Annotated in this window: 25 protein-coding genes; 10 read left to right on the top strand and 15 right to left on the bottom strand. The window is 59.4% G+C overall.

Going from position 1 to position 22,807, the window contains the following annotated elements; all coding sequences use genetic code 11:
• Positions 1–48: 48 nt before the first annotated feature.
• The 5 genes from IHQ71_RS06320 to IHQ71_RS06300 all read right to left on the bottom strand — a co-directional run bounded on the left by IHQ71_RS06320 (position 49) and on the right by IHQ71_RS06300 (position 5,316).
• Positions 49–876, bottom strand: coding sequence for a dipeptide ABC transporter ATP-binding protein (locus IHQ71_RS06320; protein ID WP_258161101.1), 828 nt, complete (start codon positions 874–876; stop codon positions 49–51).
• Complete coding sequence (locus IHQ71_RS06315) at positions 873–1,727, bottom strand: ABC transporter ATP-binding protein (protein ID WP_258161100.1); 855 nt, start codon at positions 1,725–1,727, stop codon at positions 873–875. The genes IHQ71_RS06320 and IHQ71_RS06315 overlap by 4 nt, the downstream gene beginning before the upstream one ends.
• 2 nt (positions 1,728–1,729) lie before the next feature.
• Positions 1,730–2,620: an ABC transporter permease subunit gene (locus IHQ71_RS06310; protein ID WP_258161099.1), complete on the bottom strand. Its 891-nt coding sequence runs from the start codon at positions 2,618–2,620 to the stop codon at positions 1,730–1,732.
• A 9-nt stretch (positions 2,621–2,629) separates the two neighbouring features.
• Positions 2,630–3,634, bottom strand: a complete 1,005-nt coding sequence (locus IHQ71_RS06305) for an ABC transporter permease subunit (RefSeq protein ID WP_258161098.1) — start codon at positions 3,632–3,634, stop codon at positions 2,630–2,632.
• A gap of 86 nt (positions 3,635–3,720) precedes the next feature.
• A complete protein-coding gene (locus IHQ71_RS06300; RefSeq protein ID WP_258161097.1) occupies positions 3,721–5,316 on the bottom strand; it encodes an ABC transporter substrate-binding protein in 1,596 nt (531 codons plus the stop codon).
• Positions 5,317–5,838: 522 nt separating this feature from the next.
• On the opposite strand from IHQ71_RS06300, the gene IHQ71_RS06295 reads away from it, so the two are divergent.
• Complete coding sequence (locus tag IHQ71_RS06295; RefSeq protein ID WP_258161096.1) at positions 5,839–6,243, top strand: hypothetical protein; 405 nt, start codon at positions 5,839–5,841, stop codon at positions 6,241–6,243.
• A gap of 52 nt (positions 6,244–6,295) precedes the next feature.
• On the opposite strand, the gene IHQ71_RS06290 is transcribed toward IHQ71_RS06295, so the two are convergent.
• Positions 6,296–6,589 carry a DNA-binding transcriptional regulator gene (locus tag IHQ71_RS06290; protein WP_258161095.1) on the bottom strand — a complete coding sequence of 98 codons (294 nt, stop codon included), beginning with the start codon at positions 6,587–6,589 and terminating at the stop codon, positions 6,296–6,298.
• A 9-nt stretch (positions 6,590–6,598) separates the two neighbouring features.
• The gene (locus IHQ71_RS06285) at positions 6,599–6,904 is read right to left on the bottom strand and encodes a type II toxin-antitoxin system RelE/ParE family toxin (RefSeq protein ID WP_258162759.1); all 306 of its coding nucleotides are present in this window, start codon (positions 6,902–6,904) and stop codon (positions 6,599–6,601) included.
• A gap of 214 nt (positions 6,905–7,118) precedes the next feature.
• Between IHQ71_RS06285 and IHQ71_RS06280 the strand changes: the two genes are divergently transcribed.
• From IHQ71_RS06280 to IHQ71_RS06270, 3 genes are all read left to right on the top strand, one after another.
• Entirely contained in the window at positions 7,119–8,528 is a 1,410-nt protein-coding gene (locus tag IHQ71_RS06280) for a cytochrome ubiquinol oxidase subunit I (RefSeq protein ID WP_258162758.1), read from the top strand.
• Positions 8,518–9,522, top strand: coding sequence for a cytochrome d ubiquinol oxidase subunit II (gene cydB, locus IHQ71_RS06275; protein WP_258161094.1), 1,005 nt, complete (start codon positions 8,518–8,520; stop codon positions 9,520–9,522). The genes IHQ71_RS06280 and cydB overlap by 11 nt, the downstream gene beginning before the upstream one ends.
• 252 nt (positions 9,523–9,774) lie before the next feature.
• Entirely contained in the window at positions 9,775–9,963 is a 189-nt protein-coding gene (locus tag IHQ71_RS06270) for a hypothetical protein (protein WP_258161093.1), read from the top strand.
• Between the two features lie 15 nt (positions 9,964–9,978).
• On the opposite strand, the gene IHQ71_RS06265 is transcribed toward IHQ71_RS06270, so the two are convergent.
• The 3 genes from IHQ71_RS06265 to IHQ71_RS06255 form a co-directional block, all read right to left on the bottom strand.
• Positions 9,979–10,656: an NYN domain-containing protein gene (locus IHQ71_RS06265; RefSeq protein WP_258161092.1), complete on the bottom strand. Its 678-nt coding sequence runs from the start codon at positions 10,654–10,656 to the stop codon at positions 9,979–9,981.
• Positions 10,657–10,814: 158 nt separating this feature from the next.
• Positions 10,815–12,587, bottom strand: a complete 1,773-nt coding sequence (locus IHQ71_RS06260; RefSeq protein WP_258161091.1) for an adenylate/guanylate cyclase domain-containing protein — start codon at positions 12,585–12,587, stop codon at positions 10,815–10,817.
• 114 nt (positions 12,588–12,701) lie between these two features.
• A complete protein-coding gene (locus IHQ71_RS06255; protein WP_258161090.1) occupies positions 12,702–13,382 on the bottom strand; it encodes a DNA-3-methyladenine glycosylase I in 681 nt (226 codons plus the stop codon).
• Positions 13,383–13,495: 113 nt separating this feature from the next.
• Here IHQ71_RS06255 and msrB point away from each other — a divergent pair, with 113 nt between their 5' ends.
• The 3 genes from msrB to IHQ71_RS06240 all read left to right on the top strand — a co-directional run bounded on the left by msrB (position 13,496) and on the right by IHQ71_RS06240 (position 14,909).
• Complete coding sequence (gene msrB / locus IHQ71_RS06250; RefSeq protein ID WP_258161089.1) at positions 13,496–13,945, top strand: peptide-methionine (R)-S-oxide reductase MsrB; 450 nt, start codon at positions 13,496–13,498, stop codon at positions 13,943–13,945.
• Positions 13,942–14,454, top strand: coding sequence for a peptide-methionine (S)-S-oxide reductase MsrA (msrA, locus tag IHQ71_RS06245; RefSeq protein ID WP_258161088.1), 513 nt, complete (start codon positions 13,942–13,944; stop codon positions 14,452–14,454). The genes msrB and msrA overlap by 4 nt, the downstream gene beginning before the upstream one ends.
• A gap of 158 nt (positions 14,455–14,612) precedes the next feature.
• Positions 14,613–14,909, top strand: a complete 297-nt coding sequence (locus IHQ71_RS06240) for a hypothetical protein (protein ID WP_258161087.1) — start codon at positions 14,613–14,615, stop codon at positions 14,907–14,909.
• A gap of 129 nt (positions 14,910–15,038) precedes the next feature.
• On the opposite strand, the gene IHQ71_RS06235 is transcribed toward IHQ71_RS06240, so the two are convergent.
• From IHQ71_RS06235 to IHQ71_RS06220, 4 genes are all read right to left on the bottom strand, one after another.
• Entirely contained in the window at positions 15,039–15,410 is a 372-nt protein-coding gene (locus IHQ71_RS06235) for a hypothetical protein (RefSeq protein ID WP_258161086.1), read from the bottom strand.
• A 188-nt stretch (positions 15,411–15,598) separates the two neighbouring features.
• Complete coding sequence (locus tag IHQ71_RS06230; protein WP_258161085.1) at positions 15,599–16,921, bottom strand: calcium-binding protein; 1,323 nt, start codon at positions 16,919–16,921, stop codon at positions 15,599–15,601.
• Between the two features lie 164 nt (positions 16,922–17,085).
• The gene (locus tag IHQ71_RS06225) at positions 17,086–17,460 is read right to left on the bottom strand and encodes a hypothetical protein (RefSeq protein WP_258161084.1); all 375 of its coding nucleotides are present in this window, start codon (positions 17,458–17,460) and stop codon (positions 17,086–17,088) included.
• A gap of 153 nt (positions 17,461–17,613) precedes the next feature.
• Entirely contained in the window at positions 17,614–18,795 is a 1,182-nt protein-coding gene (locus tag IHQ71_RS06220; protein ID WP_258161083.1) for an MFS transporter, read from the bottom strand.
• Between the two features lie 375 nt (positions 18,796–19,170).
• Here IHQ71_RS06220 and IHQ71_RS06215 point away from each other — a divergent pair, with 375 nt between their 5' ends.
• On the top strand, positions 19,171–19,533 hold the full coding sequence (locus tag IHQ71_RS06215; RefSeq protein WP_258161082.1) for a hypothetical protein: 363 nt from the start codon (positions 19,171–19,173) through the stop codon (positions 19,531–19,533).
• A 142-nt stretch (positions 19,534–19,675) separates the two neighbouring features.
• Here IHQ71_RS06215 and IHQ71_RS06210 read toward each other — a convergent pair whose 3' ends face one another.
• Entirely contained in the window at positions 19,676–20,158 is a 483-nt protein-coding gene (locus tag IHQ71_RS06210) for a class I SAM-dependent methyltransferase (RefSeq protein WP_258161081.1), read from the bottom strand.
• Positions 20,159–20,449: 291 nt separating this feature from the next.
• On the opposite strand from IHQ71_RS06210, the gene IHQ71_RS06205 reads away from it, so the two are divergent.
• Both IHQ71_RS06205 and IHQ71_RS06200 read left to right on the top strand, forming a co-directional pair.
• Entirely contained in the window at positions 20,450–22,243 is a 1,794-nt protein-coding gene (locus tag IHQ71_RS06205; RefSeq protein ID WP_258161080.1) for a DUF6538 domain-containing protein, read from the top strand.
• Positions 22,244–22,270: 27 nt separating this feature from the next.
• Positions 22,271–22,807, top strand: a complete 537-nt coding sequence (locus IHQ71_RS06200) for a hypothetical protein (protein ID WP_258161079.1) — start codon at positions 22,271–22,273, stop codon at positions 22,805–22,807.

Raw genomic sequence — 22,807 nt, 5'->3', positions numbered from 1 at the left:
GTTGGAGCGGATGATAGCAGTGGCGGCAATGTTCGCCTAGCGACGGCCTCAAGCCGCCCGGCGTCTCGCGACACGGGTCTTGATGGCCTCGACATCCACGCGCGGCGTGGCGGCGAACAGCGTCTTGGTGTAGTTGTGCTGCGGGTTGTTGAACACCTCGTCACGCGGGCCGTGCTCGACGGCTTCGCCGTAATACATCACCATCACCTCGTCGGCGATGTGACGGACGACCGAGAGGTCGTGGCTGATGAAGACATAGGTCAGGCGGAACTCGTCCTGCAGGTCTTGCAGCAGGTTCAGAACCTGCGCCTGCACCGAGAGATCGAGCGCCGAGACCGGCTCGTCCAGCACCAGCAGGCGCGGATTGAGCATCAGCGCCCGGGCGATCGCAACACGCTGCCGCTGGCCGCCGGAGAACATATGCGGGTAGCGCGTATAGTGCTTTTCCTCGAGGCCAACCTTCTTCAGCATGGTCATCGCCCGGTCGCGCCGCTCGTCGGCGGCGAATTTGCCGTTGATAACAAGCGGTTCGGTGAGAATTTCACCGATCTTCTTGCGCGGATTGAGCGAACCGTAGGGGTTCTGGAAGACGATCTGCACCTTGCTGCGCATTTCAGGCGTCAGCGGCTGGGACGCGATGTCGATCTTCTGGCCGTCGATCAGCAGTTCGCCCGACGTCGCGGGATCGATCATGGTGATGATGCGGGCGAGCGTGGACTTTCCGCAGCCGCTTTCGCCGACGATCGCCAGCGTCTTGCCTTCCTCGACGGTAAAGTTCACGCCCTTTACCGCATGGACCATCCGGCCCTTCTTGAACAAGCCGCCAGGAATATAATAATCGCGCTTGATATCGCGGCCTTCGACGACGGGGGTCATTGCGCGGCTCCCTGGAAAATCTGCTCGTCGTTGAGCAGTTCGGTGATGGTCGGCAGGCGGCCGCCGGCGGCGTTTTCGGGCAGTGCCGAGAGAAGTGCCTTGGTGTAGGCGCTCTTCGGGTTCTCGAAGAGGTCAACCACATTGGCCTCCTCGATCTTGCGGCCCTTGTATTGCACGATGACGCGATCGGCGGTCTCGGCGACGACGCCCATATTGTGGGTGATCATGATCAGGCCCATGCCGTGCTCGGCCTGGAGCCGCATCAGCAGATCGAGGATCTGCTTCTGGATGGTCACGTCGAGCGCGGTGGTCGGCTCGTCGGCGATCAGGAGTTTCGGATTGCAGGCAAGGGCGGTGGCGATCATCACGCGCTGGCACTGGCCGCCCGACATCTGGTGCGGGAAGTGACCGAAACGATCCTCGGGGTTGGGAATGCCGACCGCGTTGAAAAGCTCGATGGCGCGGTCACGCCGCGCCTTCTTGCCGAGATCGGTGTGGACCTTCAGCACTTCCTCGATCTGGTAGCCGACGGTGAAGCAAGGATTGAGGCTGGCCACCGGCTCCTGGAAGATCATCGAAATATCCTTGCCGATGATCTTGCGGCGATCGGCATCGGACATTTTCAGCATGTCGCGGCCATCAAAGGTCAATGTGTCGGCGCTCACATGCGCCGTCCATGGCAACAGACCCATCGCCGCCAGCATCGAGACCGACTTGCCGGAACCGGACTCGCCGACGATGGCGAGAACCTCGCCGGCATCGACGGAGAGCGACACGCCGTCCACCGCCCGGAATGCGCCGGCGACGGTTTCGAATTCAACGACGAGATTTTTAACTTCGAGAAGGGCCATGGTCACGACCTCTTGAGCTTGGGGTCGAGCGCATCACGCAGGCCGTCGCCCATCAGGTTGATCGCAAGCACGGTGATGAGAATCGCGAGGCCCGGGAAGGTCACGACCCACCAGGCGCGCTGGATGAATTCGCGGGCTTCGGCGAGCATCGTGCCCCATTCAGGTGTCGGCGGCTGGGCGCCCATGCCGAGGAAGCCAAGTGCGGCCGCGTCAAGGATCGCCGCCGAGAAGGCGAGCGTCGCCTGGACGATCAGCGGTGCCAGGCAATTGGGCAGGATGGTCAGAAACATCAGCCTGAGCGTGCCGGCGCCGGCGACGCGCGAGCCGACGACATAATCCTTTCCGCGCTCGGTCATTACGGCCGCGCGCGTGAGGCGCACGAAATGCGGCTGGTTGACGAGCGAGATGGCGATCATCGCGTTGAGCAGGCCCGGTCCAAGCACCGCCACCAGCACGAGGGCCAGCAGCAACGACGGGAAGGCCAGGATGATGTCCATGATCCGCATGATGACGGTATCGATCTTGCCGCCGAAATAGCCGGCAACGAGCCCGATGATCACGCCGGAAAGCACCGAAAGCGTCACGACCACGAGGCCGATGAACAGCGAGAAGCGCGCGCCATAGATCAGGCGCGAAAGGATATCGCGGCCAACGGCATCGGTGCCGAGCAGGAAGTCCGTCGTGCCGCCTTGCATCCAGAAGGGTGCAAGCAGAAGCTTGGTGCGATCCTGATCGTGCGGCAGGTGCGGCGCGATAATCGGGGCTGCGATCGCCATCACGAGGACGATTGCGAAGACCACGAGGCCGATCACCGCGCCGGTATTGCGCGAAAAGTAGAACCAGAATTCGGAGAGCACCGAAGGCGGTTCGATTTTTGTCTGGGTGTTTGCCATCGATTTGTCCTACCGGCCGATCCGCGGATTGAGGAAGCCGTAGAGAATGTCCACGATCAGGTTGACGAACATGATCACCGCCGCGATCAGCATCAATCCGCCCTGCACGACCACATAGTCACGCTTGAAGACGGCATCGACCATCCATTTGCCGATACCCGGCCAGGAGAAGATCGATTCCGTCAGGATGGCGCCCGCGAGCAGCACGCCGACCTGCAGGCCGATGGTGGTGACGACGGGGATCATCGCATTGCGCAGCGCATGGATGCCGATGACCCGGAACGGCGACAGCCCCTTGGCGCGGGCGGTGCGGACGTAATCCTCGCCCAGCACTTCGAGCATGGCCGAGCGCGTCTGCCGCGCGATGACCGCCAGCGGAATCGTGGCGAGCACGATCGACGGTAGGATGAGATAGGCAAGTGCCGAGCGAAACGCCCCGGATTGCCCCGACAGCAGGCTGTCGATCAGCATGAAGCCGGTCGTGGTCGGGAAATAATACATCAGCGAGATGCGGCCCGAGACGGGCGTCCAGCCGAGATAGCCCGAGAAGAAGATGATGAGCAGCAGGCCCCACCAGAAGATCGGCATGGAATAGCCGACCAGCGCGGCGCCCATCAGGGTTTGATCGAGCCAGGTTCCCCGCTTCAGCGCGGCAATCACACCGGCCGGGATGCCAAGACCAACCGCCAGGACGATGGCGCAGAAGGAGAGTTCCAGTGTCGCCGGAAACAGCGTGAAGAACTCGTCCAGTACCGGCCGCTTGGTGACGATCGAATTGCCGAGATCGCCTTGCAGCAGATTGCCGAAATAATCGAAGAACTGGATGTAGAACGGACGGTCCAGGCCAAGATCATGCATGACCTTGGCATAGCGCACCGGGTCCATGACCCGTTCACCCGACATCAACATGACGGGGTCGCCGGGCAGCAGACGAATGAAGGAAAAAGCAATCAGCGCGACGCCCACGAAAGTGGGGATCAGAACCGCAATCCTGCCGAGCAAGAAACGCAGCATGGTATGTTCCATATAGTTGAAAAGGCGGGGCAGCGAAAGCTACCCCGCCAGAAATGCACCGGCTTCACACCGGCCGCACGACCCTTTTACTCTGCGATATCGACGCCGTCAAAGCGATGGATACCGAGCGGGTCCATCATGTAGCCGGAGACTTTCTTGCTGATCGGGCCGAAGGCAACGGAATGGTCGATGGTTGCCCAAGGCGCTTCGCGCTTGAAGACGACCTGAGCCTCTTCATAGAGCTTGGTGCGTTCGGCGAGATCCGACGTGACCTTAGCCTTCTTCACGAGGGCGTCGAACTCTTCGTTGCACCACTGAGCGCGATTGTTGCCGCCGACGGCGGTGCAGCCCAGAAGCGTATCGAGGAAGTTGTCCGGATCGCCATTGTCGCCGGTCCAGCCGAGGATAACGGCGCCATCGCGATCCTTATCGGAGGAGCGCTTCAGGTACTCGGCCCATTCGAACGAGACGATCTCGACCTTGACGCCGACCTTCTCGAGGTCAGCCTGCATCAGTTCAGCAGCACGACGGGCGTTCAGCATGTAGGGACGCGAGACGGGCATCGCCCAGATCTTCATGCTGAGATCCTTGACGCCAGCAGCTTCGAGAGCGGCCTTGGCAGCTTCAGGATCGTACTTATCGTCGACAGTCGACTTGTTGTAGGACCACATTGTCGGCGGGATCGGGTTGACGGCAACCTGGGCGGCACCCTGGAAGACGGCATCGACGATCGCCTGCTTGTTGATCGCCTGGTTCAGCGCCCGGCGCACTTCGGCCTTATCGAAGGGCGCGATGAGCGTGTTGTAGGCGAGATAGGAGACGTTCAGGCCCGGCTGTTCGAGAACGTTGAGGTTCGGGTCCTTCTTCAGTTCCGCGACATCGGCTGCGTTCGGATACGGCATGACATGGCATTCACCGGCCTTCAGCTTCTGGGCGCGGACGGCAGCGTCGGTGGTGATCGCGAAAACGAGATCGTCGAGCTTTTCCTTGCCCTTGAAGTAGTCCGGATTGGCCTTGTAGCGGATCACGGCGTCGGTCTGGTAGGCGACGAAGGTGAACGGACCGGTGCCGAGCGGCATCTGGTTCAACTGGCCCATCTTGCCGTCGGCTTCGAGCTTGTCGGCATATTCCTTCGACATGATCGAGGCGAAGTCCATGCCCATGTTGGCGAGGAACGGCGCTTCGGGTTTGTTGAGGACGAACTTGACGGTCAGGTCATCGACCTTTTCGATCGACTTGATGAGTTCCGGAAAGCCCATGCCCGCGGAATATTCCCAGGCAGCGCCGTCGACATACTTATTCCATTTGTTATCGGCCTTGAGCTGGCGCTCGAAGGAGAAGATCACGTCGTCGGCGTTCAGTTCGCGCGTCGGCGTGAAGAATTCGGTGGTCTGGAATTTCACGCCCGGACGGAGCTTGAACGTGTATTCCTTGCCGTCGTCGGAAATGGTCCAGCTTTCGGCCACGCCCGGTTCGATTTCAGTGCCGCCGTGCTTGAATTCGACAAGACGGCTGTAAACGGTACGCGAGGAGGCGTCGAAAGTCTGGCCGCCGGTGTAGAGACCCGGGTCGAAGCCTTCCGGGGACGCTTCGGCGCAATAGACGAGCGTCTTGGCGGACGCGGCAAATGCGAAAGCCGAGACAATGGCGGTGGCGGCGAGGAGTGTCGTTATTTTTTTCATGATTTCCCCCAGGGTTGCATCCGCGCCTGAACAATTTTAGCGCGGTTGGCCGGAATGGACCGCATTTGAAGGGGAAAATCAATATGACTCCGAGGAAATTTTTTCCAAAGGGTCAAAGTTTGGGCAAAGCCACGTTCAATTTTATGCGAGCCGCAAATTCCCGGCGTTTTCTGGCCGTCGGGCCACGCGTAATGCGGGTGGCGGGAGATTGAACGGAACCTGGAAGGCCCCGCCAACCGGATGGATTTTCTACAAATGAGGGTTAACGCGGAAAAGGCTCGTTCCGCAGCCACCATTCCAACCCCGCCATAGCCTGATCGGTTAGCGTCATGACGCGTCCCTCGCCTCAGTGGACGCACTCTGAGGACGCAATCTGTCGCACCGGGGCGAAGACTGTGAAGAATTGCGTCAATGTGGCGAAAAAGTGATACCGTTTTTTCGCCAAGAGGTTTATGCGGGTTTCGACCGAAACACGTGACCTCCGGGCCTTCCCGGCGCCTATTTCAGAGGAATCCTTCCCGCATGATTTCCCGCATCGCGCTCTTGACCGTCCTTGGCCTTGCCGTCGCTGGCTGCTCGACCGTTGCCGCCGTCTCCGGCGATCCACTATCCGCCCGCTGGGTGGGCCAGGAGGCCGGCAAGTTCTTCGCCGCCTATGGTCCTCCGATTTCCGACGTGGAAAGCGGTTCCTCAACGACCTATGTCTGGCGCGGCGGATACCGCACCCGCAAGGAAGCGGCGCAATATACCGGCGAAGGCAAGGACAAGAAGCTCGTGGCGCGTGCGCGGACGGCCTACCTCGTCTGCCAGGTCAAGCTGGTCGTCGGCTCCGATTACATGATCAAGTCGATCGATGCGACCGTGGACAAGCCCGGCGCCAATGGCGGCCCGACCTGGTGCGAACAGACGCTGGACGCCGCGAAGTAAGATTTCACGGTAGAAGTTTGATGCAGCCCGCGGATTTCGATCCGCGGGTTTTTCATTTGGTAGCTACCGCCTCAATAACAGTCTTCGGACTGCGCTCGATGACGCGAAGATAGGCGAGCGCCGGTGCGTCGGGCCGCCGCCTGCCCTGCTCCCAGTTCTTTATGGTTGCCAGCGGAATTCGAAAGCTTGAAGCGAATTCGCTTTGCGACATGTGAAGCGATTCCCGGATGATCCTGACATCGGGAACATGAACCTCCGTCAACCGCATTCCATCGACCTTGTTGCCTCGCGCATGATCCAGCGCCTGGGTCATGCTCTCAATGAGTTCGTCTGCAAACCGTCCCATAATCACTCCTCACTTTCTTGAAATCGCGGCGGCGATGTTCCGCAGAATTTTCGTTTCATCCGGCGTCAAGTTTTCCTTTCGGGCTTTGGAATAAACCATCAACAAATAGAGTGGCCTCACTTCGTCGTAGAAGAAATAGATCACACGAACGCCGCCACGTTTTCCGCTTCCGCCCCGGGACCAGCGGATCTTTCGAATGCCGCCGGTGCCGGGGATCAAGTCCCCGGCCTCCGGATTGCCAGCGATGAAGTCGATGAATTCCGAGCGCTCCTCAATGGACCACACGGCTTCCGCCTGTTTGATGAAGAGCGGCATCTCCGCCACGGTGATTAGCCTCTGCATAGACGATTTATACGTCATTGGCGCCTAGCTGTCCACAGCTGGCCGCTTCTAAGCCGGAGTACTTCTTTATACCTGCGCCAAACGCGCGCATGTTCAGAATGTCGCGTTGACTCCAACAACCTTTCCAGTTCACGCTTCGTGAAAATTGAGTTACGTTCGTGATGATCCTGGACAGGGAGAATTGATGATGTGGGACAATCTCGATGCGGCGATGCTGGCGCGTCTCCAGTTTGCCTTTACGGTCTCGTTCCACATCGTGTTTCCCGCCTTTTCCATCGGGCTTGCCAGCTACCTCGCGGTGCTCGAGGGGCTTTACCTCTGGACCAAGGACAAGGTTTACGAGGAGCTTTTCGATTTCTGGAAGGCGATCTTCGCCATCGCGTTTGGGATGGGCGTCGTCTCCGGCATCGTGATGAGCTACCAGTTCGGCACCAACTGGAGCGTCTTCTCCGATAAAGCCGGGCCTGTGATCGGGCCGCTGATGGGCTACGAGGTGCTGACCGCCTTCTTCCTCGAGGCCGGCTTTCTCGGCGTCATGCTGTTCGGCAAGAAGCGCGTCGGGCCGGGCCTGCACTATTTCGCGACGCTGATGGTGGCGCTCGGCACGCTGATCTCGGCGACCTGGATCCTCTCGGTCAACAGCTGGATGCAGACCCCGCAGGGCCATGGCATGAATGCCGAGGGCCAGTTCATTCCGCTCGACTGGTGGGCGATCATCTTCAACCCGTCCTTCCCCTATCGCCTCGTGCATATGGTGCTGGCGGCCTACCTGACCACCGCGCTGGTAGTCGGCGCTGTCGGCGCCTGGCATCTCTTGAAGAAGACCGCGCCGGTGCGCTCGCGCCGCATGCTGTCGATGGCGATGTGGATGGTGACCTGCACGGCGCCGATCCAGATCATCGCCGGCGACCAGCATGGCCTCAACACGCTGGAGCACCAGCCGGTGAAGATTATGGCCATGGAGGGCCATTACGAGAGCCATCCGGACGGCGCGCCGCTCTATCTCTTCGGCATTCCCAACGACAAGGAGCAGCGGCTCGACTATGCGGTCGGTATTCCCAAGCTCGGAAGCCTGATCCTCAAGCATCACCTCGATGCGCCTATGGCCGGCCTCGACACGATCCCAGACGACAAGCAGCCGCCGGTTTTCGTCGTCTTCTGGTCTTTCCGGGTCATGGTGGGCCTTGGCTTTGCCATGCTCGGCCTGGGGCTGCTGAGCCTCTTCTGTCGCTGGCGCGGTACCTTCGAGAGCAACCGCTTCTTCCTGAGTGCCGCCACACTCATGGGTCCGGCCGGCTTCATTGCGGTGCTGGCGGGCTGGATCACCACCGAAGTCGGCCGCCAGCCCTATACGGTCTATGGCCTGCTGCTGACGGCGGAATCGCGCTCGCCGATCGCGGCGCCTGCCGTCGCCACCTCGCTGATCGCCTTCATCGTGGTCTATTTCTTCGTCTTCGGCGCCGGCATCTTCTATATCCTCCGGCTGATGGCGCGACTGCCGCGCGATCCGCTGCCCGGACTTACCGAGGGACCGATCCGCGCCGCCGGGGTCAACCCCGGTCCCGCGCAAATCCAGGAGCACGGCCATGCCCATTGATTACGCCTTCATCTGGGCCGCGCTGATTGCCTTTGCCGTGCTTGCCTATGTTGTCCTCGATGGCTTTGACCTAGGGGTCGCCCTGCTCTTCCCGTTCTTTCCGGAGAAGCATGACCGCGATGTGATGATGAATTCCGTCGCCCCGGTCTGGGATGGCAACGAGACCTGGCTGGTGCTCGGTGGCGGCGGGCTGATGGCGGTGTTTCCGCTCGCCTATGCGACGATCCTGCCCGCACTCTACGCACCCATCATCGCCATGCTGTTGGGATTGATCTTCCGGGGCGTGGCCTTCGAATACCGCTGGCGCACCAAGCGCTGGGAGAATTTCTGGAACTGGGCCTTTACCGGCGGTTCCGCCGTGGCGGGCTTCGCACAGGGCGTGGCGCTCGGCGCGCTGGTGCAGGGCATTCCGGTCGTCAATCGGGCCTATGCCGGCGGCTGGTGGGATTGGCTGACGCCCTTCTCGCTGGCCACGGGTGTCGCGCTTGTTATCGGTTACGCGCTGCTTGGCGCTACCTGGCTGGTGATGAAGACGACGGGCGAACTGCTGGAAAAGGCCCGCCGCATCGCGTTGGTCGCGGCGGTGCTGACGCTCGTATCGATGGGCATATTCAGCCTGTGGACGCCATTCCTCGAGCCGCTCTATCTCGACCGCTGGTTCGGCTGGCCGACGGCGATCTTCTCGGTCATCGTGCCGGTGCTGGTGCTCGGCTGCTTCGCGCTTCTGTTCTACGGATTGCGACAGGGTCGCGACGCCCGGCCCTTTCTCGCCGCACTCGGGCTTTTCGTGCTGGGTTTCGCCGGCATCGGCATCAGCTTCTACCCCTATATCATCCCGACATCGGTGACGATCTGGGAGGCGGCTGCACCTGAATCGAGCCTGAAATTCCTGCTCGCCGGCGCCGTGGTGCTGGTGCCGCTGATCCTCGCCTACACCGCCTATTCCTACTGGGTGTTCCGCGGCAAGATCGATCCCGAAGAGGGTTATCACTGATGGCCGAGGGCATCGGAAAGCGGCTGCTCTGGTTCGTCGGCCTCTGGGCAGCCGGCGTCCTGGCGGTGGCAGTTGTGGGGTTGGCCATCAAGCTCGTGCTGGCGTGACTATCCACAATCAATGAGCGGATACCGCCATGAAATTGGTCCGGAACGATACAGATTTCCGGCAATCCCGTGGCAAATTTCCGGCGATTAACCAAGGCTTTCAACCGACATTGCATTCCCCGCGCATAATAGCGATCTCTGACGCATGCAGACATTCGGAAAACGCCAGTACACCCATATGGAACTCGATCCGTGGGCCAGGAAACCCAAACCGCGCGAAAAAGAAGTGCGCGACCGGAGCATCCCAGTCTCCCGGATCACCGGGTACATCATCGCGCTGGCAACAATCGGCGTGATTGCGGTAGCGAGTTTCGAGATGCTTGTGCTGGCTTAATCACGCCATGGCGGTTCATCGGCGCGCTTGCACCCGCTGAGCGCCAAGAACTTCGAATTTCTCGGTCTCGAGCACGAGCTTTTTCAGTTTGCCTGGGCCACAGTGATTGGCACTGAACTCCGGCGCCTGACGCTTTATGTAATCTCCTATCCAGGAAAGCGTGGTGATCCCGTCTGTCGCCGAGGATGCCGCCAGCGCGTTCTTTATGAGCTTGGTCGCCTGAACCAGATGGGATGCGCTTTGCTTCTCCGACGCGGATAATCCGCGAGCGGCGTCGCCGATATTCACAAACTGGCCGCATGCACTCCGGAAGCATTCGGCAGCCTTGGTTGCTCCAAACCCGTAAACCATCATCCCTTGCTCTCGCAGCCTTATCGCCAGCGGCGTGAAATCGCTGTCGGAAGAAACGAGGCAGAACCCATCGACCCGATCTGTCGCCATGATATCCATCGCATCGATGACCATGGAGATGTCGGTCGCGTTCTTGCCTGTCGTCTGAACGAACTGTCGGCGCGACAAAAGCGCGAAGCGCTCGGTGGCTTCGGCCCAACCTTTCGCATCCGCCCGGGCAATATCTCCATAGACGCGGCGGATCGTCGGACTGCCCAGCGTCGCGACCTCCTCGAACAGCCGCTCCACGAATTTGGATGATATGTTGTCGGCATCAATCAGGACCGCCAGGCGCGGCGTCATCGTTGGAGCAGGCATTCGGACTCTCGAAAATTGCACTCAACTCAACTTAATGGAAGAGACCGATCCATGCACAACCAAATCTTCTAAGCCTTAACGTTGAATAAAGATCGCGCGGCCGAGCCCCGTCGCTCGGAACCAACTTCCGGGTCCACTCGCCGCTATTCGACAATCCCCGCCTTGCGCAGGCCGTCGACGCGGCGTTCGAAATCCTCGGGATTCCTGAACGGCAGAATCCGGCGGCGGCGTTCGATAGAGAAGCCGGGATTGATCTTGAAAACCTGTCCCCAGGCCGCCTTCGCCTCATCCATCCGGCCGAGATGACCGTAGCTCGATGCGAGCAGGGCGTAAGACGTCTCGGAATTCGGATTTCGATCGAGCCGCTGTTTGAGCACCTTGACCACGGTCTCATATTCACCGAGCGCGAAGCGAGCCTCGGCGATGAAATAGAGGGCGATCTCGGGACAGAGCGGATCCAGCCGCACATACGCATCAAGTATCTCGAGCGCGCCGGACGGGTCGCCGGAGAACTTCAGGACGTTGCCCATGGCAAGATGACCCTCCGCCGAGTTCGGCGAAAGTGCCAGGCAGCATCTGGCCTCGACCAGCGCCCGGTCGAGGTCGCGGCTCCAGGTTGCGGCAACGGAGAGCGCAAAATGGGCCTGAGGCTCATCCGGGTCCATCTCGACGGCCCGCGTCGCGATTTCCAACGCTCTCTCCAACGACTTGTCGGGATCGTCGGACGATGCCATGATGTATCCATTCGCATGGATGAAGGCCATTTGAGCATGAGCCGCGGCATAAAAGGGACTCAAGTGGATCGCGCGTTGCAGCAGCTCAAGCGCAAAGGCGTTGCTGCTTCTCGTATGTAGCCATGCTTGTTCCCGGGCACGCAGGAAGAGCTCATATGCCTCGACATCGATCGGCGGCCGCTGTGCACCCGATCCTGCCTTGGGGGCGATAAGCTTCAGTTTAAGCGCCTCGACAATCTCCCGCGTCAGTTCATCCTGGATCGCGAAAATGTCGGAGAGATCGCGATCGAAGCGATTAGCCCAGACATGCCCGCCGCCAATGGAGTCGATCAATTGCGCGGTGACCCGGACACGGTTGCCGGCCTTGCGGACGCTGCCCTCCAGGACATAGCGGACGCCCAATGCCCGGGCGACCTCCGGTATCGAGACCGGGCTCGCCTTATAGACGAAGGACGAATTGCGGGCGATGACATGAAGTTCGGCGAGCTTCGAGAGATCGGTGATGATGTCCTCGCTGATGCCGTCGGAGAAATATTCCTGCTCGGCGTCACCGCTCATGTTGTTGAAGGCGAGCACGGCTATCGACGGTTTCTCGGGCGGCTGCGGGTTGGCCTCCGGTACGGCCTCCGCCTGGACCGCCGGCCGAGGCCGGGCGGTTCCGCCGCAATGGACGCTATAGATGCGGATCGGTTCGGCGATGTTCTTGAGTGTGGCTTCCCCAAGATCGCTGACGGCAAGATCGAGGCGCGCCCTCACCTGCCGATAGGCATCCTCCGAAAGACAGATGTCACCGGGTGTGGCAACCCCCTCCAGCCGTGCGGCGATGTTGACGCCATCGCCCATCAGGTCGCCGTCGCTCTCCTCCACGACGTCGCCGAGGTGAATGCCGACGCGGAATTCGATGCGGCGGTTCTCCGGCAGTCCGAAATTGCGCTCGACCATCGCGCTCTGGATTTCAATGGCGCAACGCACGGCATCGACCACGCTGCGGAACTCGATGATGGCGCCATCGCCCGTGCGCTTGACAATGCGGCCTCCATGCACGGCGACGGTGGGATCGATCAGGTCGCTCCGCAGTGTCCGCAATCGCGCAAGCGTCCGGTCCTCGTCCGCGCCGGCCAGCCGGCTGAACCCGACGACATCGGCAGCTAGGATCGCCGCCAGCTTTCGCGACTCGGCCATATGCTCCCCTTACTCGATCTTGTCGATTCTCAGGATATCCGCGCCCGCCAGTCGACGCCCGGCAGCCGCCTTAAAGACAGTACGCGGAAGCGATAATATTAGCAATTAAGCGCTCTAATGGCTGTCGATCGACTGCGCCGCAATCACCGAGAGATGCGACATCGGCAGGCCCGTCTCCTCGGCCCATTGGTTGAACGCCGCCTGGATCGCCTTGCGTTCGGCCTTGCCCGCGCCGTCGCCGGTGATGGCCACGCCGGCATCCTTCAGGCAGGCCACCACATCGCGCGAGATCACAAAGTTTTCCTTGCCGATGGCGCGCAGCACATATTGGCCGGTCTGGCCGCCCAACCGGTCGCCGTGTTTCTTGAGGAATTCGAAGAGACCGACGAGATCGTTCGACGGCCAATCGAGCAGGAATTTCAACGCACTGCCATGTTCCCTCGCGAGATCGCTGACGAAGGCGGCATTCCTGCGGATCGCCTGCACCTTTGCGCCGTGGCGGATAATGCGCTTGTCGCCCAGCAGATCGTGCCAGAAGTCGTCGGGCTGGATGTTGAGAAGGTTCGGATCGAAGCCGAGGAAGGCATCCTCGATTCCCGGCCATTTGCTCTCCACGACCTTCCAGGAAATGCCCGAGGAGAAGATATACTTCGCCATCTCGGCCAGCAGCCGGTCGTCACCACCGACATCATCTCCGAACCGGCCCATATAATTCTTGAGCCGCTCTTCGATCGCGGCCTTGCCCTTGCGGGCCTCGGCCCGTTCGCGGATCTCGCCGAATGCCTTGAGTGCCATCGTCTCCCCTTCCCTCACGTGGTTCTGAAACCTTCGTGATCGCAGATGATTTATGTCGGTCGAGAGCCTATATTGGCACTATCCGAAATCAAGCAACCAGTTTGGAGGATCAATTGCCATCCTATCAGAAGAGCGCGGAAGCCATTGCCCGCCTCACGCCGGAGCAGTACCGGGTCACCCAGCAGAACGGCACCGAGCGGCCGGGCAGCGGCGAATACGAATATAACAAGAAGCCTGGCATCTATGTCGATATCGTCTCGGGCGAACCGCTGTTCGCCTCGTCGGACAAGTTCGATTCCGGCTGCGGCTGGCCGAGCTTCACCAAACCGATCGAGCCGGCGAATGTCGCCGAGTTGCGCGACGCGACGCATGGCATGGTGCGCACCGAGGTTCGGTCGAAGCACGGCGACAGCCATCTCGGCCATGTGTTTCCCGATGGGCCCCGCGATCGCGGCGGCTTGCGCTACTGCATCAATTCGGCCTCGCTCCGCTTCGTCCATCGTGACGACATGGAGAGCCAAGGCTATGCTGACTATCTCAACCAGGTGGAGAATGTGACATGACAACCGAACGCGCAGTGCTCGCCGGTGGCTGCTTCTGGGGCATGGAGCAACTGATCCGCCGGATGGATGGCGTGGTCGATACCCGCGTCGGCTATTCCGGCGGCGATGTGAAGAACGCCACCTACCGCAACCACGGCACCCATGCCGAGGCGATCGAGATCATCTTCGATCCGTCGAAGCTCAGCTATCGCAGGCTGCTGGAGTTCTTCTTCCAGATCCATGATCCCTCGACCAAGGATCGGCAGGGCAATGACCGTGGCACGGCCTACCGCTCCGCGATCTATTACGAGAGCGACGAGCAGAAGCGTGTCGCACTCGACACGATCGCCGATGTCGATGCCTCCGGCCTGTGGCCCGGCAAGGTGGTGACCGAAGTCGAGCCGGTCGGCGATTTCTGGGAAGCCGAGCCGGAGCACCAGGATTACCTGGAGCGCATCCCGAACGGCTATACTTGCCACTTCATCCGGCCGAACTGGCGTCTGCCAGTGCGCGACAAGTCGGCGGCCTGACGAAAGCGGAGCCGGTCGGCCGACGGTCGACCGGACCTCTCTTACCAAAAACACGCAGTTGTGAAGACTCGACCATAGACCACTTTAGGTATCGTAAGATAAGCTGAATGTAGTGGCTCGGCTCCGATAGCGGGCCTCGCCTGTGACTGGAGGCTATCATGCGGCGGTCTCTCCCAACTTTTCTTGCATTGCCACTCACATTCCTGTTCGTCTCCCTGGCTCCGGCGCTCGCCGCCGACGCAGTCAGGATCATTTACGTCAGTCAGATTTCGAACGACGGCGAGCGGGCGGCTATCGAGGCCAAGGCCACCAGGTCCCGCGTCGCCGCGGTGCAGGCCGACATCAATAGTGATCGGAACGCCGTGGCCCAGCTGCGCGCCAAGAACGTTCAGATCCGTAACGTCATAGGTGTGGACCGGTTCTCGAGCGGCAGGACGGTCTATTATGTTCGCTGAGGCGAGCTTGCCGTTTCGAATGCCCGGCTGACCGATCTGCTTCATCGCGAGAAATGTTGAAACGCCAAAAAACGCGCTTCAAGCCGTCCGGCAACGCGCCGGACGGCCTTTTCATGCGTGCATGCCGCCCTATCGCAGGAAGATGACCAGGCCGCCGTTCAGCGCCTGCTGGATGCCGCCGACATTGTTGATCTGCACACCCTCGGCACGCAGCGCGGCTGTTAACCCGCGATTTTCGATGATCGTGGCCTGAAGCGCCTCGACGCGATCCGGATAAACCCTCATCCAGTTGTCGATGCGGATGTATTCGTCGCTGCCCAGCGGCAGATCGTCGATGCGCCGAATGCTGTAGCGCTCGCCGCTCCACTCGAGAATGGCGTCTTGCGGGAAATAGCGGCTGTTGACAAGCGCCTCCGCATGGACGGCCACCGGCAAGAGGGCCGCAGTGCAGGTCAGCGAGGCAAGGCTGATATATGCGATTGTAGCCAGACGGTGCAGCATGGGAACCTCCTTTGCCCGCGCCCGGATTTGCTTGCGACAGGCCAGCAGCCCATGCCGGTCTGGAGGAGTTTCTCTCGTGCGACAAGTGATTTTAGCACATGGCCGTCAATCGAGCGACTGCAATTTCCAGCTTCAATCGCAGCAACTGAAAGACCCCGCAAGCGCCGGCTTGCGGGGTCTTCCTATCGTCAGATGACGACGAAGTTGTCTTCGGTGAGCGAGAGTTCCGACGCAATCGTGGCAAAGCGCTTCATCGCGCCCGCGCCGCTGCCATCGGCGTCGTAGTAGATGTCGCCATTGACGGTGTCGTAGATGATGCGCTGATCGGCGGACGTGGCCACGACGTCTTGCCCTTCCTGAACCGCAAGAAACTCGTCGGCGCCGAGCGTTCCCGTGCCGGCGAGCGCGGTGAAGATCGCGATATCGAGATGAATCAGATCCTCGGACTCGTTGAAGTCCTGGATGTTGTCGACATTGCTCACCTCGTTGAGCGCGGTGTCGAAGACGAAGATGTCCGCGTCGCCGCCGCCGACCAGTTCATCGTTTCCGGCACCACCAGAGATCGTGTCGGCGCCGTCCTCGCCGCGCAGAAAGTTGTCCTTGGCGTTGCCCGTGAGTTGGTCGTCGTAATTCGTTCCTATCACGCCTTCGATGTTGGAAACCTTGTCGGTCTTGCCAAAGCCGTCCTTCACCGTGCCGTCCGAGAGGTCGGCGGAAATGCCGATCCCCAGCCCGCCCTGGTTCTCGTCGCGGTTATAGCGGACGATGTCGAAACCGCCCTTGCCGTCGATCGTGTCGCGGCCGCCGATGCCCATGAACCTTTCGTCTCGGCCGGATCCCTTCATCGAATCGGCGAACTGCGAGCCGCGAAACTCTTCGATATTCTTGAAGGTCTCGGCATTGCCGAACGTATCGGCCACCGTGCCCTTGGCCGCGTCCAGCACGATGCCGCCCAGGGCATTCGGATTTCCGCGTGAATCGGCGAAGCTCAGCTGATCGAAAGCGCCTGCGCCGCCGTCATAGGTGTCCTTGCCCTCGCCGCCCGCGAGGAAATCGTCTCCCCCCTTGCCGTTGAGCACATCATTGCCAGCAAAGCCGAAGAGATCGTCGTTGCCATTGCTGCCATTGAGCTTGTCTGCACGATTGAACAGCCAGCTCTGCACGCCCCAGGTATCGAAGCTGGAGACGGCATCCTCGAATCCCGCCAGCGAGACATTGACCGCCAGGCTGCTGACGAGCGTAAGTCCGTCGCCCAGCATCAGCTCTATCTTGGAAATCTTGCCGCCGACCGCCTCGTCTAGCTCATAGTCGAAGCCGGTGCCGGTGAATTTGATAATAAGGCCATTCGCAAGCTCATAAGTGATGTTGGTCGGCGTATCGATGGTCCTGGTCGCTGTCGAAAGGTCGACAAGCTCACCGATCATAGGATTGAAATCTTCGAAATCGGGAATACTCGGATCATAATCAACCGGATATTTCCCATCCGGAAAGGATACTGTATAAGTCGCCACGTGTTTTCTCCCCATTGCCTGAGAATCGAAACCTAGCACGGGGACTATGTTTTTCAATTCACCCATATGGGGGATAAACTGGAAATACACTTCCAGTAACGACCGGGTTTACAAGCAACCCGGCCCATGTTGCCGGGTGGCATTTCGTTGATCCGACTTTGATCCTATCTGAGGAAGATCACCAGATTGCCGTTGAACGCCTGTTGTATGGCGACGACGTTTCTGAGCTGCACGCTGCGTGCCCGCAGCGCCGACGCAAGCGCGCGATTTTCGATGACGGCACGCTGCAGCGCCTGTACGAGATCGGGATAGGCGTCGACCCAGGCATAGATGCGTTCACGCTCCTCGCTGATGCGTCCGCCCAGTGCATCGATGCGCTTGACGGTGAAGCGTTGGCCGCTCCAGTCGAGGATGGCCTGTTCGGGGAAATAGCGGCTGTTGCTGAGCCCTTGGGCATAACCCGCCACCGGAGCGACAGCGATCGTGCCCGTCAACGCGACAAGACCCAGAAGTGCTGCTGCGGTCAATCTGTTCAACATGGAAATCTCCTTTCATGCTGGAGACAATATGGGATGTGGCGGTGGTGGAGGACAATGCCAGATGTGGGACGGGGTTATCTCCATGAGAGACGCCGCTATCCATAGTAGCAACGCCGCCCGCTCAAACCGAACGCGTCGATAGGCTCGCGGTGATCATATCAACGCCGGATGCGGGGGCACGACGGCGCTACGATGTTCGCGCGCGGCTGAGAGAATGGCAATCAGGCAGCCCAATGCAAGCGTTACAGCGCCGAGCACCGGCAAGCTGCGATAACCATATCCGCCCTCGAGCAGAACGGCTCCCACGACCGCCGCGATGGCAATGCCGATATTGAACCCTGACGGAATGAGCGAGGAAGCCAGGCTTGGCGCATCGGCGGTCCACATAAGGATACGGGCCTGAATCGGGGTGCCGATCGCGAAATTCAGAGCACCCCAAACGAAAATCGTCGCGGCCATAGGCACGGGATAGGGGCTGACCAGGTAAAGAGTGACGCTCACCGCTGCCTGGATTGCAAGCATCACGATGAGCGATGGCATCAGCTTCCAGTCCGACAGTCGGCCACCGATGAAAACACCCAGTGTCGCTCCGACGCCATTGAGCAGGAGTATCCAGGGAATAACCATGGCATCGAGCCCCGTCACCTCCCGCAAGAGAGGCGTGATATAGGTGAAAGGCACCATTTGCCCAATCATCAGAGCAAGCATGAGGATAAGCGAGGTCCAAACCTGCTGGCGACCGAGCACGCGCACCTCACGTCCCAGGTGACCGGATTGCCGGGATTCGGATTTGGTTTGCGGGATCAGAGCGAATATGGCGACCAATGCCAAGACGCCGACCAAGGCCATTGCCCAAAATGTCGCCCGCCATCCCCAAAGCCCACCGATCGCCGCACCGGCAGGCACGCCGATGATGTTGGAGACCGTCAAGCCAGCGAGAATCACGGACACTGCCCTACCCCGGAACGCCTGCGGGACAAGGCCGACGGCAACGACCATCGCAATGCCGAAGTAAGCACCGTGCGCGACGGCGGTGGCAACGCGGAAAGCGAGCATGGTGGCGAAACTGGGCGCCAGCGCACAGGCGATCTGCCCCAGGCAAAAGGCAATCGTAAGCGCTATGAGAATCGCACGCCGAGAAACGCCTCGTGTTGCCATCGTCAACAGCGGCCCGCCGACTGCAATACCCAGCGCGTAGCCGGAGACCAGATAGCCGGCAAACGGAATGGAAACACCCAATCCCACAGCCACTTCCGGCAGAATGCCCGCGATGACAAACTCGGTCGTGCCGAACGCAAACGCAGCCAGAAACAAAGCGAACAAGGGTAAGGGCAATTCCCGCTCCTGATATAGAGATATAATGATCTCTTTATATCATGCTTTGGAGGGTAACAAGGGTGGGTGGTGAACGACCGCTTCTAAAACAGATTGTGCTGGGCCCATGATCACCGAGGCCTGACAATGAAGCCGGCGGTGAAAATCGGCGGGCTTTTAATTGTCTTACTAAACATGCCGCAATGTTTAGTTGCTATTTCAGGGTTTACCTGAATTTTCAGTCGAGTGACAATGCTAGATCAAATTCGGACTTTGCTGATAAAGTGTGGCCTTGTCAAAGACACGAGGCTCGCATCCAGTCCCGCTTTCAAACACATCGCAAAGCAGATCAAAGTCGCGGGCGGTCCCGCTGCCCTATGCCAGCGATATATAGACATGGCGGGACGAGATCCAAAATTCTTCGAGTTTGGTGCGAGGGTAGACCTGTCAGATCAAATTGTCTTGTCCGTCACAGCAGTCGATTGCATTGTGAAGGCCAGAAAGAAAATCGAGGCAGGTGACAACTCGAAGGAAACCGAAGAACTGCTCGAAACCGCGAGCCAAGCTTTCATCATCTCGCACTATCTTTTCACGGACAATGAGCGTGTAGGAGTGATCTGGCGCAAATACGGCGAAGGTGAAATCGTCAACTTAGCGGAAGCCCTGGCGCCTGAAATGAAAGAAATCGCGGCAAGGGCTGAAACAAACCTTACTAAGTGGCTAACCAACGACACTTCGCGGCATCAATCACACTTCTAGCCTAAGATCCTCAACAGGATAAAAAGCACGCCACGATGGGAAGTCCTGGGCGGGCAGCGTTTCGCGAGAGGCTAACGAAGCACGAGGATCGAGGTCGGCCCTAGCTAGACGCGTTCTGCGGGCAACTTTGCAACACGCCCCACTATACTCTGCGATAGAGATAGCAATGTCCGTGATTCACCCCCGAAGGGAGTGGCAGCGGTTCAAGCATAGGATGCTCCAACGGAAGGCCACTGGCGGCAAGACCGCCTGGAGCAAGCACAGCAACAATTGACTGCGGAAGCCAGGCCAGCGTCAAAGCATCGATATCGGCAAAAAACGTGCCTATATCGACATGCGCAAGCGCAGCGCCCGCTCCAGCAAATTGCTTGATGGTTTCGCTGATCTCACCGAGAACCATGTCTTCCTCCGAAGGAGCTGACGCTGGATGCGTGTGTGCCGACCGATCGAATACGACTATTCTTTGCGCGGTAAACTTCTCGCGAAGGTGGTCGTATGTCCGCCCGTTTCCCAGGCCCACTTCCAGAACAAGGCCATCTATTGGAACCCAGCCGTTATCCGCGATGTGATTCAGAACATCGCGTTGCGCCTGCATACGAATAATGAAATTGTCCAGGCGACTCATATAGCTATGCACCATTCATTGTTAGTGGGGGTTGATAGCATGCCATCACAACCTGTGGATCGGGAAATTATCCACGGCGAGGCTCGCCGGAAAGCTATTCCGGTTGCTCGCTTGTAAAGATTCTTATCGTATTGATAATATTGATAAATATAGAACTGGCTGGGGCGCCTGGAACAAAATCCAACTTTTTCTAGACTGATGAAATCGTTCATGTAATTGCTATTGTTGACTTATTCCGAACGAACTTGTAACACATGACTGTAACACACAGACCTTCCACATGGGGCAGTCATGGCACGTTTAAGCTACCTTCTCAGGCGCGGCGCAAGCTACTATGCCCGCATCCGCGTGCCGCTCGATCTCGTAGACATCACCGGCAAGAACGAGCTTGTGAAGGCGCTCGGCACCAAAGACGAGAACGAGGCGAAGCGACTCTTGTGGCCCGTCGTGGAAGCCTGGAACCGCCAGTTCGATGATATGCGCGCCCGCCGCGTCATGACGCCAGACGACAAGGCACACGCGACCTGGCAGCACTACACTGCGACCCTCGAGCGTGACGAACAGCGCCGGCAGACAATGCCGACCCAGGCCGATATCGACGCCGCGACCGAACGCGCAGTCGAAGATATTCAGGCCCGGAAGCTCAATATCCGCGACCCGCTGGCGCTACTCGACGCCGGCCTCGAAGTCCAGATGTTGACTAACCGGCGCGCGCTCGACACCGCCGCCCGTGTCGCCAAGCTCGATGCTCTGCGCAAGCACCTGGTCGAAGGCGAGCCGGCGCTGATCTCGCATGAGGTCGAAGACTACATCGAAACGAACAAGCTCTTGATCGAGCCGATCTCGCCCGATCGCGGCGACACCGCCAGGCGCATGATGCGCGCCGAAATCCAGGCTCTTGAGCGCACCTTTGAGCGTGATCATGGCGACTACACCGGCGCGCCGACCGACCCGATCGTGAAGCCCGCCATCGGCACGGCACGCGAAACGGCAGCACCCGGCGAAACCATCATGGAACTCTTCGCGGCCTATGAGCGGGAGAACCCCAAGGGCATCACGGCCGACACCCTCAAACAGGCACGCCGCGACATTGGCACCTTTGTCGATCTCGTAGGCAGCACTTGCCCGGTGCATCGCATCGACAAGAAGGCCGTCCGCGAATGGAAGGCGCTCTTGATCCGCTACCCGGTGAAGGCGACAGAGACGAAAGCATTCACCGGCATGAAGATTGCGCAGATCGTCAAGCACAACGAAAAGGTAGGCAAGCCGGTGCTCACTCCACGCACCGTCAATCGCTACCTCTCGAGCCTGGGCGCATTCTGCAATTGGCTCGTTGCTCACGGCTACCTCGACATCAACCCGACCGCAGATATGAGCATGGCGAAAAAGAAGGACGCAAGCACCCTGCCCTTCACGTCCGATCAGTTGAACGTGCTCTTCAAGTCGCCGCTCTTCACGGGCGCTCAGAGCGCCGACGAATGGCGCAACATCGCCAAGCCTGGCAATGTCACGATCCGCGATCACCGCTATTGGGTGCCGTTGATCATGCTTTTCTCAGGCGCGCGGCCGGCAGAGATTGCCCAGATGAACGTCGCCGATGTTCGCCAGGATCGCGGCCATTGGATCATGCACATCACCGAAGAGGGAGGCGGCGACAAGAGCGTGAAGACAGGCGGATCTATGCGCGTCGTCCCGATCCATCCCGAACTGGTGAAGCTCGGCTTGCTCAAGTATCACTCCCAGGTGAAGGAAAGCGGCGAGGCTCGACTGTTTCCCGACGCCGTCCGCAATTCGCGCGGCCAGATGATTGCCGATTTCTCGAGGGAATTCGGCCGCTACCTCACCAGGCTTGGCATGAAGGAAGGGCGCGGCCTTTCCCTCTACAGCTTCCGGCATGGTGCCGTCGATGCACTTAGGCGCGCCGGCTATCTGGACGAGAACTTCGGCTTCATTCTAGGCCACTCGAAAAGCACGATGACCGGCCGCTATGGCAATCTACCCCAGGGCATGCTCGATCAGCGCGTAGAATTGGTCAACGCGATCGCCTATCCCGAACTTCGGCTTGAGCATTTGCGTGTATTGTAGTTTGATCTCCCGCAGCGGGGGAATCAAATGGAACCGATGGGATTTGAGATAGCCAAACTGGTAGTGCAAGCTGCCACGCCGATAGTCGTCGGCATTCTAGGGTGGAAGCTCAGCAAACGCCTGAAGGATATCGAGCAGGGGCAATGGGCAAATCGGAAAATAACAGAGAAGCGCATCCAAATATATGATGAAGTTTCGCCGCTTCTAAACAAGCTACTATGCTATTATACGTGGGTCGGCGACTGGCAGAGACACACACCGCAACAGATAATTGATACAAAGCGTTCGCTAGATCAAAAGATATACGTGAACAAGTATCTCCTGGAACCCGATGTTTTCGACAGGTATCAGGAGTTCATGGAGGAGCTTTTTGATCACTACTCGGGCATTGGCGAAGATGCAAAATTGAGGACGTCGTATCTCGATCGTCGCACATCGACGGCGTATAAATGGGACGATGAGTGGAAGCACAGCTTTGTGCCAAACGACATTGCGAACGAAAATACGGTGCGCAAGCTCTATGAGGCAGTGATGCTCGCTCAAAGAAATGGAATAAATGCCTAA

The organism is Rhizobium sp. TH2, assembly GCF_024707525.1.
Classification (GTDB): Bacteria; Pseudomonadota; Alphaproteobacteria; order Rhizobiales; family Rhizobiaceae; genus Rhizobium_E.
Note: the sequence above shows the minus strand (reverse complement) of the source record. Positions and strands in the feature narration are given on the sequence as shown.